This is a genomic window from Lentibacillus sp. (assembly GCF_035301675.1).
Classification (GTDB): domain Bacteria; phylum Bacillota; class Bacilli; order Bacillales; family Amphibacillaceae; genus Lentibacillus.
Genome location: NZ_DATGTT010000044.1, coordinates 52,361 through 68,944 on the forward strand (window position 1 = coordinate 52,361; position 16,584 = coordinate 68,944).

Annotated in this window: 15 protein-coding genes; 11 read left to right on the forward strand and 4 right to left on the reverse strand. The window is 42.3% G+C overall.

The window, feature by feature from the left end; genetic code table 11:
• The first annotated feature begins 10 nt into the window (after positions 1-10).
• Positions 11-163 (forward strand): hypothetical protein, encoded by a 153-nt coding sequence (locus VK097_RS06655; RefSeq protein WP_324211023.1) that lies wholly within the window; start codon positions 11-13, stop codon positions 161-163.
• A 324-nt stretch (positions 164-487) separates the two neighbouring features.
• Here the strand turns inward: VK097_RS06655 and VK097_RS06660 are convergent, their stop codons facing one another.
• A complete protein-coding gene (locus tag VK097_RS06660) occupies positions 488-1,402 on the reverse strand; it encodes a zinc dependent phospholipase C family protein (RefSeq protein WP_324211024.1) in 915 nt (304 codons plus the stop codon).
• Positions 1,403-1,583: 181 nt separating this feature from the next.
• Here VK097_RS06660 and VK097_RS06665 point away from each other — a divergent pair, with 181 nt between their 5' ends.
• The 6 genes from VK097_RS06665 (at position 1,584) to VK097_RS06690 (ending at position 8,078) form a co-directional block, all read left to right on the forward strand.
• A complete protein-coding gene (locus VK097_RS06665) occupies positions 1,584-2,291 on the forward strand; it encodes a response regulator transcription factor (protein WP_324211025.1) in 708 nt (235 codons plus the stop codon).
• Complete coding sequence (locus VK097_RS06670) at positions 2,288-3,289, forward strand: sensor histidine kinase (RefSeq protein WP_324211026.1); 1,002 nt, start codon at positions 2,288-2,290, stop codon at positions 3,287-3,289. The genes VK097_RS06665 and VK097_RS06670 overlap by 4 nt, the downstream gene beginning before the upstream one ends.
• Before the next feature lie 97 nt (positions 3,290-3,386).
• Positions 3,387-4,151, forward strand: a complete 765-nt coding sequence (locus VK097_RS06675; protein ID WP_324211027.1) for an ABC transporter ATP-binding protein — start codon at positions 3,387-3,389, stop codon at positions 4,149-4,151.
• Positions 4,126-6,018, forward strand: a complete 1,893-nt coding sequence (locus tag VK097_RS06680; protein ID WP_324211028.1) for an FtsX-like permease family protein — start codon at positions 4,126-4,128, stop codon at positions 6,016-6,018. Before VK097_RS06675 ends, VK097_RS06680 begins: the two co-directional genes overlap by 26 nt.
• A gap of 305 nt (positions 6,019-6,323) precedes the next feature.
• Complete coding sequence (gene fumC / locus VK097_RS06685) at positions 6,324-7,709, forward strand: class II fumarate hydratase (RefSeq protein WP_324211029.1); 1,386 nt, start codon at positions 6,324-6,326, stop codon at positions 7,707-7,709.
• A 165-nt stretch (positions 7,710-7,874) separates the two neighbouring features.
• Positions 7,875-8,078, forward strand: a complete 204-nt coding sequence (locus VK097_RS06690; RefSeq protein WP_324211030.1) for an alpha/beta-type small acid-soluble spore protein — start codon at positions 7,875-7,877, stop codon at positions 8,076-8,078.
• Between the two features lie 135 nt (positions 8,079-8,213).
• Here VK097_RS06690 and VK097_RS06695 read toward each other — a convergent pair whose 3' ends face one another.
• Together VK097_RS06695 and VK097_RS06700 are read right to left on the reverse strand one after the other, a co-directional pair.
• The gene (locus VK097_RS06695; protein ID WP_324211031.1) at positions 8,214-9,311 is read right to left on the reverse strand and encodes an ABC transporter ATP-binding protein; all 1,098 of its coding nucleotides are present in this window, start codon (positions 9,309-9,311) and stop codon (positions 8,214-8,216) included.
• A 241-nt stretch (positions 9,312-9,552) separates the two neighbouring features.
• Entirely contained in the window at positions 9,553-10,425 is an 873-nt protein-coding gene (locus VK097_RS06700) for a PucR family transcriptional regulator (RefSeq protein WP_324211032.1), read from the reverse strand.
• A gap of 154 nt (positions 10,426-10,579) precedes the next feature.
• Between VK097_RS06700 and VK097_RS06705 the strand changes: the two genes are divergently transcribed.
• Together VK097_RS06705 and VK097_RS06710 are read left to right on the forward strand one after the other, a co-directional pair.
• On the forward strand, positions 10,580-10,942 hold the full coding sequence (locus tag VK097_RS06705; RefSeq protein ID WP_324211033.1) for a YlbF/YmcA family competence regulator: 363 nt from the start codon (positions 10,580-10,582) through the stop codon (positions 10,940-10,942).
• A gap of 141 nt (positions 10,943-11,083) precedes the next feature.
• Positions 11,084-11,854 carry an enoyl-CoA hydratase gene (locus VK097_RS06710; protein ID WP_324211034.1) on the forward strand — a complete coding sequence of 257 codons (771 nt, stop codon included), beginning with the start codon at positions 11,084-11,086 and terminating at the stop codon, positions 11,852-11,854.
• Positions 11,855-11,962: 108 nt separating this feature from the next.
• Here VK097_RS06710 and VK097_RS06715 read toward each other — a convergent pair whose 3' ends face one another.
• Positions 11,963-12,148: a YhzD family protein gene (locus tag VK097_RS06715; protein WP_324211035.1), complete on the reverse strand. Its 186-nt coding sequence runs from the start codon at positions 12,146-12,148 to the stop codon at positions 11,963-11,965.
• A 216-nt stretch (positions 12,149-12,364) separates the two neighbouring features.
• On the opposite strand from VK097_RS06715, the gene VK097_RS06720 reads away from it, so the two are divergent.
• Both VK097_RS06720 and VK097_RS06725 read left to right on the forward strand, forming a co-directional pair.
• Positions 12,365-13,594 (forward strand): metallophosphoesterase family protein, encoded by a 1,230-nt coding sequence (locus VK097_RS06720; protein WP_324211036.1) that lies wholly within the window; start codon positions 12,365-12,367, stop codon positions 13,592-13,594.
• Position 13,595: 1 nt separating this feature from the next.
• Complete coding sequence (locus VK097_RS06725) at positions 13,596-16,553, forward strand: ATP-binding protein (RefSeq protein WP_324211037.1); 2,958 nt, start codon at positions 13,596-13,598, stop codon at positions 16,551-16,553.
• Positions 16,554-16,584 lie beyond the last annotated feature (31 nt).

The window sequence follows — 16,584 nt, forward strand, 5'->3', positions numbered from 1 at the left end:
GTGATCCATCGTGCGGATTAATAACATTCGAAAGATTCTATATAAAGTTTCTAAAATTCTGGGTGACGTAAATGCCGTCAAAAAAGGGACAGTCGGTAAGCGAATTGGACGCAGAGCTGCCGGTAAAGGAACGGGTAAAATCCTGCGAAAACTGTTTAAGTAAAATCAAGAGTGGAAGTATATAATAGGGGCACGAAATCGTGTCCCTCTAGCTTATGGTGCAAATAATCTTTAATTTTAAAGGCTCTTCGTAAATTCTGTTGATCTTTACCCTCCCAGTTGATATAAACTGCGACACAAACCAGAAGTTAGCGGGAATCTCTAACCGCAGCTGGAATATACTCGCTTTCCGTGGGCTCACCAGACGCCCGCGGAAAGCGGCGTGTATTTCCGGAGCGGTAGAAGACGCACCAACTTATAACTTAAGTTATGTCGCAGTATATGATATATATGTCAAAAGCAATAAACCCATCCGAAAACAGCCGTTTTAAACGATCGGTTCACTGTATTTATTTTCCAGATTTAATTCCAAAGGCTTCCCGGTATCGTACGAAATATTGCCAATCAATTCACTGAGATGCTCTTTACTGGTGTGTTCGCGTGTGTTCCAATAAGCAATAACCTCGGACATGATTTCGATTCCTTCCGTCCAGGCTTGGTTGTACAAGTCGACAAAACTTTTTGTACAAGGTTCATTTGTTGCTGGATGGTACCAGATTGTATGCTCTAAATTTAAATAATCGACACTATCTTTGATCGGCTGGTGTGAATATGGGGAGACTAACTGCTTCAATAATGCATGTTTCCACCCGTATGGATCAGCCAGCAGTTTTAGGGCTAATTTCATGTCCCGGTAAGCTTTTTGAATATAACCATTGGAATCCATGCTGCATTCAGGATAATGGTTATCAATGGTCCTGTGCAGTAAATCCACAATACTTTTATCAAGTTTGGATCCTACATTAATTTCATTTGAGACATTGGCTTTCCATGTTTTTAAATGATGATATTTTTCCATCATCAGTGTATCAATCATCACTTCCAGCTTTTGATGTTTATTCCCTTCATATCCCGCGCGGTAATGTATATACGGATGTGCGTTTCGGTCCAATATGTGATGTGTCACAAATCCGAATATATACGCTTGCGTCTGATCATTTAAATTTTTTCCCTGTTCAATCAAATCAATCAGGAAATCCCCGCATTTTTCCTGGTGCAGTTTCAGCCCCAAGCCGTTTATAGGGTTTTCTCTGATCCATGGCCAAAAATTATGGTAGAAGAAGGGATCCGGTCCCTGTGCCCCCAATTTCATGTATGCTTCATAATGTGAAAATGCAGCCGGATTTTCAATTGAATCCACTACATTTTCACAAAAAAGCATGTGTGTCCAAATATTAGGCATAACGAAAATCCTCCTGCCCATACTTTCTTTTATTCAGTATAAATGAAAAAGATATCAATAAATACTCAAATACTTACTATTTTGTGACATTGAGCGCCACGGATCGCATCTCTTTCTACAAAAGATGCGATAATATAATGTTATAATCACATAAGAACATAGTGCGAAATGGGGGTTGGACGTGGAAAAAATCATGATTGTAGAAGATGATCCGAAAATAGCTGGTTACTTACACGAGTTTATAGAAAAATACGAGTATGATGTTTTGTCCGTTGATGATTTTGAAAATCTGATGGATTCATTTCGTCAGTATCGACCGCATCTGGTGCTGTTGGATATCAACTTGCCGCGTTTTGATGGGTTTTATTGGTGCCGGCAAATTCGTCTTGAATCGATTTGTCCGGTGATCTTTATTTCCGCCCGGACCGGAGAGATGGATCAGGTGATGGCACTGGAAAATGGAGGTGATGATTTTATCACCAAACCGTTCAATCCGGATGTGGTGATGGCCAAAATCCGTAGTCAATTGCGCCGGGCATATGGAGAATATGCTTTGGGCCATCAGGAACGAATTTTGCAGAAAGAGGGACTGAAGTTGTTCCCGGAGCGGCTTGAGCTCAGTTTTGGGATTGACGCGGTTCCTCTTACCAAAAAAGAAACGGATATTATTGAAAGTTTGATGGATAGGCATCCCCGTGTTGCCGGCCGGGAAGACCTATTGGAAAAACTGTGGGATGATCAAATGTATGTAGATGAAAATACGCTTAACGTTAATATAACACGGGTACGCAAGAAGTTTCAGGAGATCGGAATCATCGATGCTATCGAAACAGTACGGGGAGCAGGTTACCGGCTGCATGTGACATGGACTGGAGAAAAAGAGTCATGAAGCTGTTCATTAAGGATCATCAACTATTGATTGGGTTTCAGATTGTGCAGTTTGGTCTAATCTTTCTTATTCTCTGGCTGGATGGCTATCGGAACTTCCTGACGTTGCTCTATGTAATATTTCTGGGGTTCTTTTTATTCATCTGTTATCTCGTGTATTGTTATGTGACGCGCCGGGCTTACTACAAAAGGCTTGAACAGCCGATGGAATCATTTGATGAATCATTGCAGGAAACAGAGCAAATACCGATAGCTGAAGCACTTGACCAATTGCTGAAATCGCAGTACAGACTTTATGAACGTAGAATTGGTGAAACAGAGGCGCAAAAAGAGGAGCATATGCTGTTCATTGATCACTGGGTCCATCAAATGAAAACGCCGCTCTCAGTCATCGAATTGACGGCCCAGGATCTTGATGAACCGGAATCATCGAACATCCGTGAAGAAACCGAGCGTATCAAAACAGGGCTGAACATGGTATTATACATGGCGCGCCTTCGAACCATCGAACAGGATTTTCGGATTAAACCGGTTGAACTGGAAAGCCTTGTTCAGGAAGTCAATCGGGAAAACAAGCGCTTCTTCATACGTAACGAAGTCTATCCAATACTGGAAAAAGAACGTGACGGAATCACTGTTGAAACAGATGAGAAATGGCTGGTGTTCATCATGACACAACTCATTCAAAATGCGGTGAAATATTCGGCAGGTATAAGCGGTCAAATGGTCATTTCATTGTATGAACGTAACGGATCAGCCATTTTTGAAGTGACGGATTCTGGTGTCGGAATCCCTGAAGAAGACCGAAATCGGATTTTTAATGCCTTTTATACCGGGGAAAATGGGCGCAAGTATAGGGAATCAACTGGTATGGGGCTATTTCTCGTCAAAGAAGTAGCTGATTATTTGGGGCACGGAATTGATATGGAAAGCACTGTCGGTAAAGGGACAACATTTCGTATTCTGTTTTCACCGGCCCAAAACATTACAACAATGTAAGAAAAATGAAAGAGGAATCGATCGTCCGCCAAGGCGAAGAGGCGGTACACTATGAATAGAATTTATGTTTAGAGTGTCATTTGAAAGGGGTAGAAACATGCTTAAAGTAAAGAATGTGAGCAAAGTGTACGAAGGGAAAGTCGCCTATCGCGCCTTGTCAGATATTGATGTTGACATTGAAAAGGGAGAATTTGTTGCTATCATGGGGCCATCTGGAAGTGGAAAAACAACACTTCTTAACATGGTTGCCACCATCGATGAACCGACGACCGGTGAAGTTCTGATTGAGGAAAAAAGTCCGCATGTCCTGGGTAGGAATGATCTGGCCAAGTTTCGCCGCCGGGAATTGGGGTTTGTTTTTCAGGAGTTCAATCTGCTGCACACATTGACGGTGGAGGAAAATATGGTTCTTCCATTGACATTGGACGGTAAACGCGTGAAGGAGATGGAACAGAAAGCAAGCGCCATTGCCGAAAAACTGGGAATTTCCGGTATCATGAGCAAACGAGTCCATGAGATTTCCGGTGGACAGGCACAGCGGGCAGCGATTGCCAGGGCGATGATCCATCAGCCAAAACTGCTCCTGGCCGACGAGCCGACAGGAAATCTTGATTCGAAATCATCCAAAGATGTCATGGGTATGCTTGAAACACTTAATAAAAAAGAAAATACTACGATGATGCTTGTTACGCATGATCCGCAGGCGGCAAGTTATGCAGACCGTGTTGTTTTCATCCGTGACGGCAAGTTTTATTCTGAAATTCATCGCGGAAAAAGCCGCCAGACGTTTTTCCAAAGTATCATAGACACGCTGTCCTTGATGGGAGGGGATGACAGTGACTTTTCGTCAGTTCGCAATTAATAATGTCATCCGCAACAAACGTTTATATGCTGCATACTTTTTGAGCAGTCTGTTTACGGTGATGGTATTTTTTACCTTTGCCATTTTTGCCTTTCATCCTGCTTTCTTTCAAGGAGCGGTAAGAGGAGAAGTATTGTATGGCATGGCTGTTGCCGGTGGAATTATCTATGTATTTTCGTTTTTCTTTGTGTTGTATTCGATGAGTTCATTTTTACAATCGCGCAAGAAGGAATTTGGCCTGTTGATGATGCAGGGAATGTCCACAAGGCAAATCCGGATGATGGTTTTTATGGAAAATATGTTAATCGGCTTTTTTGCGACATTAAGCGGCATTTTGCTGGGCATGGTGTTTGCCAAGGCAATTCTCTTAATTGCTGAGAATGTTCTGGTGATTGATGAAGCACTGAATTTTTATTTTCCTCTATGGGCTATTCTAGTAACATTTGTGTCATTTATTGTGCTCTTTTTGCTCATATCTCTGTTCGTGTCGTTCATTCTCAGGACCCGCAAATTGGTTGACTTGATCAAAGCGGACAAACAGTCAAAAGGCGAACCGAAAGCATCAATCATTTTGTCACTCATTGCAGCAGTGCTTCTTGTTGTTGGCTATGGTACAGCATTGTATGTAAAAGGTCAGCTAGTAGTCATGGCCATGCTTCCGGTCATCATTGTGGTAACAATTGGGACGTATTTATTGTTCACCCAATTGAGTGTTTATTTGATCAGGCGGTTGAAAGGCAACAGGCGTATCTTTTGGCGGAAAACGAATATGGTGCTTTTCTCGGATTTATCATTTCGAATGAAGGATAATGCCCGTACATTTTTCATGGTAGCAATCATTTCCACCGTTGCTTTTAGTGCGATTGGGTCGCTATATGGGTTTCAATCTTACTTGACGGGCGGAATGAAAGAAGCGAATCCATTTTCATTTATGTATACTTCATCAGATAATGAGGAAAATGATATGCAAGAAGCTGTTCATGTCATTGAGGAGACAATAGATGAGCATGACATAAAGGCAAAGTCAGGCAAGATTGATATGACTTATTACAGTCGAAATGATAGCGAAGTGCTGATAACCAGTGAATCCAACTATAATCGTTTTGCAGAAATGCTCGGCGAGAGAAAGGTGAATGTAAGTAACGATGAAGCAATCGTCATAGGAGACAGCAATAGAGTGCTGGCACCCAGCGATGAAAAGGACAGGTTAATGGATAATCCTGTTAAATTGGCGGATGGCACAGTCATAAAGCCTGATCGGTTACTGGAATCATCGCATGTTTTACCAGAGATGTATTCATACTATATTGTCAGTGATGCGGCGTATCAAAGGCTGCCGCAGCCGGATACTGTGGAGACATCGACTGCCTGGATGGCGGATAAAGGCCAGAAAGACAAAATTATTCAGGCAGGTGAAGCGATATTCAATAAAATTGGCGGCTATAACTTTGTGGCCGTTGATTATACCCTTTATCAAATCAATAAAGTTTACGGCCCAATTCTGTTTATCGGTTTATTCATCGGTATTGTGTTTTTTGTATCGGCTGGAAGCTTCCTGTACTTCCGGTTGTATTCGGATCTTGATCAGGACAAAGATAAATTCAAATCGATTGCCAAAATGGGTTTGACTGATAAGGAACTGAAGAAAATCATCAACAGGCAGACAGCACTCCTGTTTTTTTCACCGATTGTTGTTGCTTTGATTCATGGAGCTGTTGCCTTAACTGCTCTGTCGCATTTATTTGATTATAACCTTACAGGCGAAGCGGCATCGGTCCTTGGCACATTTGCTGTGATTCAGATTGTTTATTTCGGGATTGTCAGGTATTTCTATACAAAGCAGATTAAGCGCGCAGTTTATTATTGAATGTTGTTTTGACACAATGCCATAAACTGCGGTATAAAGACATAAAGGTTGAGTGGAGTAACACCGCTTCGGAAATACACTTCGCTTTCCGCGGCCGGCTGGTGAGCCCGCGGAAAGCGAGTATATTCCAGCTGCGTCGGTTAGAGATACTCAATAAATCCCTGGTTTATGTCGCAGTTTATCTCAACTAAAACCTCACCCCGCACTTTGTGACAACATCCAACATTTCCGTTAACACCCGCTGCCATTCTTTTGTTACAATAAAATAAGTTATATCATCTTTTTACATAAGGGAGGCAGTAAATATGGATTACCGGATTGAAAAGGATACGCTGGGAGAGATGAAAGTACCGGCAGATAAATATTGGGGAGCCCAGACACAGCGAAGCAAGCAAAACTTTCCGATCAGTGTCGAAAAAATGCCGCATGAGGTGATTCGTGCATTTGCGATACTTAAGAAAAGCGCTGCCAAAGCGAACAACAATCTTGGGTTATTGGATAAACAAAAAGCGGATGCGATTGGTTATGCTGCTGATCAGATTGTGGCCGGGAAACTTGATGACCATTTTCCATTGGTTGTTTGGCAAACCGGGAGCGGCACGCAATCCAATATGAACGTCAATGAGGTCATCGCGTATGTCGGAACAGAATGGCTGAAAGAGCAGGGGAGCAATGTGACACTTCATCCGAATGATGATGTTAATAAATCCCAAAGTTCCAATGACACCTATCCGGCAGCTATGCATATTGCATTCGTTTTAAAATTGGAGGACTATGTTCTGCCTGCGGTAAAAACACTGAAAGGCACCATGAATGAAAAGATGAAAGCCTTCCAGGAAGTGGTCAAAATTGGCCGTACACACCTGCAGGATGCGACACCTCTGACACTGGGACAGGAAATCAGCGGCTGGCATCGCATGCTGGAAAAATCAGAAGCGATGATTTCTGAAAGTCTTGACTCTGTCAGGGATCTGGCTATTGGCGGCACAGCTGTTGGGACAGGCCTCAATGCGCATCCCGATTTTTCGGAAGCTGTTACGAAAGCGATCATTGAAGAAACCGGGAAAACCTTTAGATCCGCATCGAATAAATTTCATGCATTGACCAGTCATGACGACACCGTTCATGTTCATGGTGCTTTGAAGGGTCTCGCTGCTGATTTGATGAAAATCGCCAACGATGTGCGCTGGCTGGCAAGCGGACCACGCTCAGGCATCGGTGAAATCACCATCCCGGCAAATGAGCCGGGCAGTTCCATCATGCCAGGCAAGGTTAACCCGACACAGCCTGAAGCTGTTACAATGGCGGCTGTACAAGTGATGGGAAATGACGCAGCAATCGGGTTTGCCGCAAGCCAGGGCAATTTTGAGCTGAACGTATTCAAACCGGTTATAGCGTACAACTTCCTGCAATCATGTCAGCTGATGGCAGACTGCATGCTGTCATTTGATGAGCGCTGTGTAAAAGGTCTTGAACCCGAGCTTGAACAAATCGAAAAGTATTTGCGTGATTCTCTGATGCTGGTAACTGCGCTAAATCCGCATATCGGTTATGAGAATGCGGCAAAAATCGCTAAAAAAGCTTTTGCGGACGATACGAACCTTAAAGAGGCTGCTGTTGAGCTTGAATTGCTCACCGAAGAGGAATTCGAAAAATACGTTAATCCGAAAGAAATGACATATCCAAAATAATGCTAAAAAGCTCACTATCATCACGGATAGTGGGCTTTTTAATTGGTAACTATTCTTTTTGCCATGTTTCTTGCACTTCCGCTTTTATAAGCAACAATTACCAGTGATTTTTCATGATAAGTTTTTCGGTTCTGTTAACAATAATGTTTACAGGAGGTGATAAACATGGCTAACAACAATAGCAGAAACTCAAACCAGTTGGTTGTTCCTGGCGCTGAGCAAGCACTGAACCAAATGAAAACTGAAATTGCATCGGAGTTTGGTGTTAACTTGAGTGCTGACACAACTTCCCGCGCAAACGGTTCTGTCGGTGGTGAAATCACAAAGCGTCTGGTTCAATCAGCTCAATCTCAATTCAGTGGACAATAATAATATGGAATGGCTAAGGTAAGGGGTTACGCCTCTTATAAATGCAGAGGGAAGTCCTATAATGGCTTCCCTCTTTTCGTACAATCATATATTGGTATTTTTTACAACAAACGGAAGAATATACATGAGCTTTTGTCAGCGTATGCGTGTTTCAGTTTCTGCGTCAAAGAAAAGTGCTCTGTTCATATCAAAGGCAAGATCTACTTTTTCTCCGCCGATAATATCCGAACGGGAGTCAACCCGTGCAATGAAGTCCTGTCCGTTTAATTTCGAATAAAGATAGGATTCTGCACCCATCAGTTCAGCAACTTCGATAGTGGCGGTGATTTTTGTATCAGGTGTCGCTTCGATGAAGGCCGGCTCATCATGAATGTCTTCCGGACGAATTCCCAAGGCAATCTCTTTGTCGATATAATCCTGTTCACGCAATGTTTTCATTTTGCCTTCAGGTATTTTTATTTTTGCGTCTTCATTTTCAAAATGGCCATCTTTCAATGTGCCAGTCAGAAAGTTCATGGATGGCGAACCGATAAAACCACCAACGAACATGTTCTCAGGCATATCGTACACTTCTTTCGGAGCACCTACCTGCTGGATGATGCCGTCTTTCATGACAACAAGACGTGTCGCCATTGTCATCGCTTCTGTCTGATCGTGCGTTACATAAATGGTTGTTGTCTGCAGCCGTTGATGCAGTTTTTGAATTTCAGCACGCATTTGAACGCGTAATTTTGCATCAAGGTTTGATAATGGTTCGTCCATTAAAAACACTTTCGCATCACGGACAATTGCGCGTCCTAAAGCCACACGCTGCCGCTGCCCGCCAGATAACGCTTTTGGCTTACGATCCAGATAGTTTTCCAGTCCTAAAATATTGGCAGCATTTTTAACACGCTGATCAATTTCATCTTTTTTGAATTTGCGCAGCTTTAATCCAAATGCCATATTATCGTAAACATTCATGTGCGGATACAGTGCATAGTTTTGGAAGACCATCGCAATATCACGGTCTTTTGGAGCAATATCATTCATACGTTTATCATCAATGTATAGATCTCCGCCGGTAATTTCCTCCAGCCCCGCAATCATTCGTAAGGTTGTTGATTTACCACAGCCGGACGGTCCGACAAAGACAATGAATTCCTTGTCTTTAATGTCCAGATTAAAATCATCGACAGCAAGAACATTTTTGTCATAAGTCTTTTGGATTTTTTCCATTTGCATTTCAGCCATTTTACTTTGTCATCCCCCTAAATGTAAGCGTTTTATTCATATGTTCATTCTAGTTGACCGGGAATGGTGACGTAAATGGAAAAAGTGAACAAAGAATAGAGGATCGTTTGTGCATGTTGTCATTTCCTGTGCATGTAACGGTCAGTAACCCGCCAAAAGACGGGGGATAACTGTCCCTAAATGTCCGATTCTGTTCAACTAACATTCAATGGGGAAAAAAGCACCCCCATTGAATGAAGTTTCACTTTACCGCCAGTAGGGCAATATAAACCGAGACTGCCTGGCGGAAATCGCGGATATCAATACCTGTTTGATGCTTGAATTTATCAAGGCGGTATTGGAGGCTGTTGCGGTGCAAATATAATTCTTTGGCTGTGACGGATACATTTAAATTGCAGGCAATGAAGGTTTCAATCGTTTTAAGAAGGTCATTGTCATCTGCAGTATCGGCCAGCACAGAACGAACAAGATCAGTCCGAATGCCGTCACTGGACTGGTCGATAAGGATATAAGGGATAGCTTCTATATAAGTTATAACTGCCTTTTCGGAGTATTTTCGTGCAATGTGAGCCCCTGTAAGCAGCATCTGATAACCTTTTGTCGCTTGATCCAGCGAAGACATAAAAGGTCCGACGAAAAAATGGATGTTCACGGACAGGTCACTCATGAAAACGTCAATAATGGTTTCATATGAAATGGGTTCATCCTGATTTTCCTCAATAATTACTCCCTCATGATCATTTTCCCATAGTACAGGAACCTGTTTTGCGAAAAACTCGTTCACGGCTTCTTTAAATGACGAAGAATCCATTTGATCCCGCTGAAAGGAGAAGTGGATAAAGCGATATGTCATGGAAGTAGAATATGGCGTTTTGTCGCTGTGAATGTATGTATGCCACAATTCTTCTTCAGGTGTCATCTTTGGCACTGAAATGGTATAAGGCACCAGGAAACTGTTTAATAATTGGTTTTCTTTGGCTGTCAGTTCCTGTTTATCGATGCCGATCAGTCTATTTTCTGGAGTCAGGAACCAATGGTATTGCTCTCTTTCATCATCTGTCACATCCTGGTATGAAATAAGTGAAGAAAAAATTTTGCGCAGCTGTTCAATCATCAAAACACCACTTTCCCCGGTCCTTTTTAACATTTTAGCAGTATAAATGCATGCTATAAATGAATTTTGCAGTTTTCGCTCATTAATGAAATGCTATACAGTGGTTCATACGTTTGTTATAGTATGCTTAGACAAAATTGAAGGAGGATCTATCGTGTCTAATATTTATGATAGTGCATATGATTTAGAAAAAGCAATTCGTAACAGCGAAGAATTCACAAAATTAAAGGAAGCCTATGATGCAGTCATGGCTGATGAATCTGCTAAAAAAATGTTCGACAACTTCCGAAATACACAAATGGAACTTCAGGAAAAACAAATGCAGGGCCAGGAGATTTCAGAAGAAGAAGTTGAAGAAGCTCGCAAGGTAGTTGAATTGGTACAGCAGCATGAAGATATTTCTAAATTAATGGAAGAAGAGCAGCGTTTAAATGTTGTTATCAATGATGTCAGCCGTATTATTACAAAACCGCTTGAAGAACTCTACGGCAACCCTGAAGAAGAACCAAATGAATAAATGAACAAGACATTCCGCAGTTATAGTTGCTGCGGGATTTTTTGTGTAAACCAACAATTATTTGCAAAAAGCAGGATTTTTCGAACATCATCACGAATATATTATATATCATACTACATTTTGTAAAAAGAGGTCGATAAGATGAGTACTGTATTATATAAAAGTAAAAATGGCGTGTCGTATGTTTATATGAATCGTCCGGAGCGGTATAATGCCATGAATAAGGAAATGCTGTCAAAGCTGCTGGGTGTTCTGACCGAAGTTGAACAGAATGATGACCGGGTTGTTGTGCTGAGCGGGAAAGGAAAGGCATTTTCCGCAGGTGGTGATATTGGAATGATGGCTGATTTTTCAGATAAAATGTTCTATGATGAAGTCATGCAGACAATTGAAGCGATTACGCTGAAATTATATATGATGCCTAAAATTGTCATTTCAGCCGTGCAGGGGTCTGCTGCCGGGTTAGGATTGAGCCTGGCTTTGACAGCAGATTATGTTGTGGCTCAGCAGGAAGCGAAACTTGGCATGCTGTTTATCGGTATTGGTCTGGTTCCAGATGGCGGGGGCCATTTCTGGCTGCGTGAACGGGCTGGAACCCAGCGTGCGAAACAATTTATTTGGGGAAAGCAGCAAGTTAAGGGGGCAGAGGCGCAGGCAATGGGTCTTGTCGATGTCTTGACCGAAAAAGGCGCTCTGGAACAAGCCGGTGAAATGGCCGCCCAGATACTTGCATCACCAATTGAAGCCATGCTGAAAACGAAAATGATTTATCATCAGAATAACCTTGAAACACTCAAGTATTATCTGAAAGCAGAAGGGGAGGCGCAATGGGAACTCCGCCATACTAGAGACCATCTGGAAGGTGTACAGGCCTTTCAGGAAAAACGCAAGCCTGTTTTTACGGGCGAGTAAGCTGTCCGGACAATACATTGTTATAGCAATTAAAAAGGCGGCATAAGCTTTCGTACATTATGCCACCTTTTGCTGTTTAGATTCGTTTGTATTTGTGAAGGATAAATTTCAGCGGTGAAACAAGATAAGTTTTGCTTCCGGTGATACACAGCGGTGGGTATATTCGCTGTAACCCTCTTCGTCAAGACGGTTACTGCCGATTTCCATTGCTTTTTCGTTGTTGGATGCCTCAAACGTCTCGTTAAGCAATCGCTCCCCGGATTTGTCAAAGACGGTTAGAAAATAAGTTTTCATATGGGCTCCCCCCTTAAATTCCTATTGTTAATTTTAACGTACCACAAAATCAATAAAGAGAGAAGAATTTAATTTTTGGAACCTGGAGCGATTCGGTTCAACTAACATTCAATAGGGAAAAAGCGCCTCACTGAATGAAGTTTCACTTGACTCCGAACGTGCATTCGTTATATGTGTTTGCTACAATAGTGGCAAGAAGGAGGATGACCGTCACCCATGTCAGATATCTCGTTTATCCACGCGGCGGATTTGCATTTGGACAGTCCTTTTAAAGGGCTCTCACATCTCCCTGAACCGATTTTCCAAAAAATGAAAGAATCAACGTTTGAGGCACTTAATTTGCTTGTTGAAAAAGCGATTGATAAACAAGTTGATTTTGTATTGCTTGTCGGGGATCTGTTTGACAATGAAAAACAAAGTCTGAAAGCACAAGTCAAGCTGCGCAATGCATTTGAAGAACTTAAACGCCATGACATCAGTGTTTATTTGTCGTACGGGAACCATGACTTCACCCGGGGCAACAGTCATCCGGTTACATATCCTGATAACGTATTTATTTTCCCGGATGAACATGTGACACATTTTACTTATCAAAAAAATGGGGCAGCAAAAGCGGCCATTTACGGGTTCAGTTATGAGAATCGTTCTGTAACAACAAAAAAGGCTGATGAATATGAAATTGCTTCGAAGGATATTCCTTTTCATATCGCCATGCTTCACGGCAGTTTATACAGCAATACAGACCATGATGTTTATGCACCATTCCGTTTATCGGATTTAACCGATAAGGACTTTGACTACTGGGCACTTGGCCATATCCATCAGCGTGAGGTCGTCAAAGAAGATCCCCCGGTCGTCTATCCCGGCAACATCCAGGGGAGAACCAGTAAAGAAGCCGGGGAAAAAGGCTGTTATCATGTTGAGTTATCCGCCCGGGATGCATCGATGACATTTTTGCCGCTGCAGTCACTGGAATTCAACCATAGAACAGCGGATGTTTCAGGGTGCGGTGAGCTGCATCAGCTGGAATCAGCTATTTTAAAGACAGTGACCGACAGCACCGTCAGCGCCGGTCCGGAATTATTGCAGCTGAATCTGTCAGGCAATCAAGCAAAACTTGAAGAATGGGAAACATCGCTTGATGATGTCATCCAGCTTGTCAATGAAACGGTGATGCATCACAAAGACTGGAAATATATTTACCGTTATTCGATTGAACGGACATTGCCCGCCAATTACGATGAACTGGCAGAGGGGGAACATTTTGCCGGCGAATTACTGCGCCATGCTGACAGCGTATCCATTCAGCCTTATCTGACTGAATTGTATCAGCACAAGCAGGCAAAAAAACACCTCGAAACGATGTCACATGATGAAGAAGATCAAATTAAACAGAAAGCAAAACAATTGCTGGTTCACGAACTGTTAAGCGGCGGGGGTGAGTGACATGCAAATACGGGAGGCAAAAATTCACGGGTTTGGAAAGTGGGTTGACCGCACCATAGATTTTTCGGGCGGGGACTTCCTTTGTATGTACGGCGAAAATGAATCAGGGAAATCAACCATTCAACAATTTATTACCTTTATGCTGTTTGGCCTGCCCCCGAAAAAACGTGCCTATTACCGCCCCAGGACCAGCGGGAAACTGGGCGGCAGGCTAACGATGCATGATCCTGACATAGGGGAGTTTGTCATCGAGCGGTTTGATGAGGTCGAAAATGGCGATGCCACATGCTATACAACGGATGGCAAGTCCCACGGTGAGAACTGGCTGCAGGAACGATTGAAAGGCATGAACCAAGCGACTTACCAGTCAATATTTTCATTCTCGGCAGGTGATCTTCAGTATATAAAGGATATGAAGGAAGGTGAACTCGATGACGTGCTGCTTGGCATCGGTTTAACCGGCTCCAGCAATATTCATACGATTGAAAAACGGCTTGATGCTAAAATTGGGGAATTATTTAAACCTTATGGGAAAAAACCGCAAATGAATCAGCAGCTTGCTTCACTGGATCAACTGTTCACTTCATTAAATGATTACCGAAAAACAGAAACGACGTATAAGACCAAAAAGAATGAGGCGCTTGCTTTGTCAGATGATATCAGACAATTACAGACAAAATTGGAATATCAGAAAAATACGGCTTATCGAATCGAAAAAAAGCAGCAGGCATTGCCGATTTTTAAAGAATATCACCATGAAAATGAACAATTGGCTAATTATCCGGAGCAAATTTCTTTTCCGGAAAATGGCATTGAACGGTTTGAAAAATTGAATGAGCAGCTGCTTCCGCTAAAAAGTGAATTAGCAGTTTTGCAGGATAATGCGCAAACATATTTGAAGAAACGTGATGCCATACGAAATGAGCTGCATCAGGTATCTGTTTTTGAAATGGCTGAAGACGTTATCAACCAAAAGCAGACTTATTTGGAAAAACAAAAGGAACTGAAAAACCTTCAGGAATCAACCCAAAAACTGGCGTTTCAAATCAATAATGAATTGAGGCAGCTCAACAGCAGCCTCAGAAGTGAAGAATTACAAACAATTGATTTGTCTTTTCATGTTGAAAAAACATGGCAGCAGCTGAAAAATGATAAAGAACAGCTGATATTTACACAGAATCATTTGGAAGAAGAACAGCAGCAGCTCACCAAAAAGCGGGACTATTTAAAGGAACAGCAGAACGAGTTGTCTTCGTCTTTACTGGATAAATCAGAGGAGAACAAGCTGAGAGAACAAATCAACAATTACAAGCACCGGGAATACGCGGAGCAGGATTCCAATCAACAGGTCGAAAAATGGGATAGGGTTAAACACCAGACAAACATTCGTAATAAATTTTGGCTGTTTGGAAGTGCTGCTGCGGCTCTGTTTCTGGTCATTATTGCTCTTGTGCAGGTTGATCAATTGTTCTATGGTTTAGCAGGATTGTCTCTGGCAATAGGGATTGCGCAATGGCTGACAGGTAAGCGTTATGTACAGAACATTGATGGCATGATGTCAGCCAGACCGGTCGCGTCAGCTAATATCAGCATTGATGAGCGATTGGAAGCAGAACGGAAAAGGGGCGAAAATGATAACACAAAACGCGAACTGTCCTCCATTAATGGTCAGCTGCGGGCCAATGATATGGAAATCTTAAAATGCGAGGAAAAACAGCACAGTCTTCAAGTAAGGCTCAGCCGTTTAAATGAACAAATCAGCCATCAATATGAGCAGTACCCTTTTTTAAGACAAATTGATATTGCCTATTGGCCGGATTTTTTCCAGTCATTAAAATATGCCTTGAATTTGGAACGTGATAAGGCTGAAAAGGAGAGTCATATTGAAGCGCTGCTGGAGGAAAACAGGCAATTCGCAGAGACCGTCAATAAGTTTTTTCGAGATATGAACTGGGAATGGTCCAATAAATCGATGGAAGACAAACTGTCAGCCATTGAAAGTTTGCTCGATGATTATCGAAATAGAATGACTATGATAACCCAATATGATAACTGGTATGATGAAAACGCCAGGCGCCAGCATCATATGAAACAGAAAATGAAGCCTTATGAACAAGAAAAAGCAAGTTTGCTGAACATTGCCGGAACTGAGACAGAAGAAGCTTTTTTAAAGCAGGGCAAGCGGCTTGAGGAAAAAGAGAAACTGATAGCAAGAATGACTGAGCGGCGCGAACATCTTTCACAAATATTGCAGAAAGAAGAATACGAGATGATGTTGTCCGGTGAGAATATTAAGGGAGAAAAATTAGATTCTGAATATGAGCGGACAGCCACTGATATCAGCCGTTTGGAGCAGGAGATTGAACGAAAACGGCAACAGCGGGCTGATATCGAAGCTGACTTATCACAAATGGAATCATCGGAGTCTTACTCGGATACATTACACCGGTTTACCATTGAACAGGAACAATTGAACAAGCTGGCAGAGGAGTGGGCTGTTTATAAAACAGCAAAGGAAATCCTGGCAGAAACCAAACGCAACTACCGTAATAAATATTTGAGCGACGTCATTGAAAGGGCAACACGCTATTTTCACGTATTGACAGGGGAAGCTTATACGGATATTTATCCGCCAGAGGACAGTTTGCCATTCAGAGTCCAGAGCCGTGACGGTATCCGTTTTAAGGTGGGCGAGTTATCAAAGGGCACTGTTGATCAGTTATACGTCTCGTTAAGGATGGGAATCAGTGAAGTGATGAGTGAAAGACACCGGCTCCCATTTATTATTGATGACGCATTTGTCCACTTTGATTCCAAGCGGACAAAGCGAATTCTCAATCTGTTATCTGAACTCTCGGCTGATCAGCAGATCATTCTGTTCACATGTAAGCAGGATATCCGGGAAACATCAGCGAATGTAACTCTGATTGATCCAGTAAAATCTGTTAGCATTTCATAGATTTTAGTGATAAACTACTTTCAGATAACCT

Bases quoted from the DNA above. Each gene is read 5' to 3' on its own strand.
- fumC (WP_324211029.1), top strand. From the start codon at position 6,324: ATGGATTACCGGATTGAAAAGGATACGCTGGGAGAGATGAAAGTACCG.
- VK097_RS06660 (WP_324211024.1), bottom strand. From the start codon at position 1,402: ATGCCTAATATTTGGACACACATGCTTTTTTGTGAAAATGTAGTGGAT.
- VK097_RS06710 (WP_324211034.1), top strand. From the start codon at position 11,084: ATGAGTACTGTATTATATAAAAGTAAAAATGGCGTGTCGTATGTTTAT.
- VK097_RS06690 (WP_324211030.1), top strand. From the start codon at position 7,875: ATGGCTAACAACAATAGCAGAAACTCAAACCAGTTGGTTGTTCCTGGC.
- VK097_RS06715 (WP_324211035.1), bottom strand. From the start codon at position 12,148: ATGAAAACTTATTTTCTAACCGTCTTTGACAAATCCGGGGAGCGATTG.
- VK097_RS06720 (WP_324211036.1), top strand. From the start codon at position 12,365: ATGTCAGATATCTCGTTTATCCACGCGGCGGATTTGCATTTGGACAGT.
- VK097_RS06700 (WP_324211032.1), bottom strand. From the start codon at position 10,425: ATGATTGAACAGCTGCGCAAAATTTTTTCTTCACTTATTTCATACCAG.
- VK097_RS06695 (WP_324211031.1), bottom strand. From the start codon at position 9,311: ATGGCTGAAATGCAAATGGAAAAAATCCAAAAGACTTATGACAAAAAT.
- VK097_RS06725 (WP_324211037.1), top strand. From the start codon at position 13,596: ATGCAAATACGGGAGGCAAAAATTCACGGGTTTGGAAAGTGGGTTGAC.
- VK097_RS06675 (WP_324211027.1), top strand. From the start codon at position 3,387: ATGCTTAAAGTAAAGAATGTGAGCAAAGTGTACGAAGGGAAAGTCGCC.
- VK097_RS06670 (WP_324211026.1), top strand. From the start codon at position 2,288: ATGAAGCTGTTCATTAAGGATCATCAACTATTGATTGGGTTTCAGATT.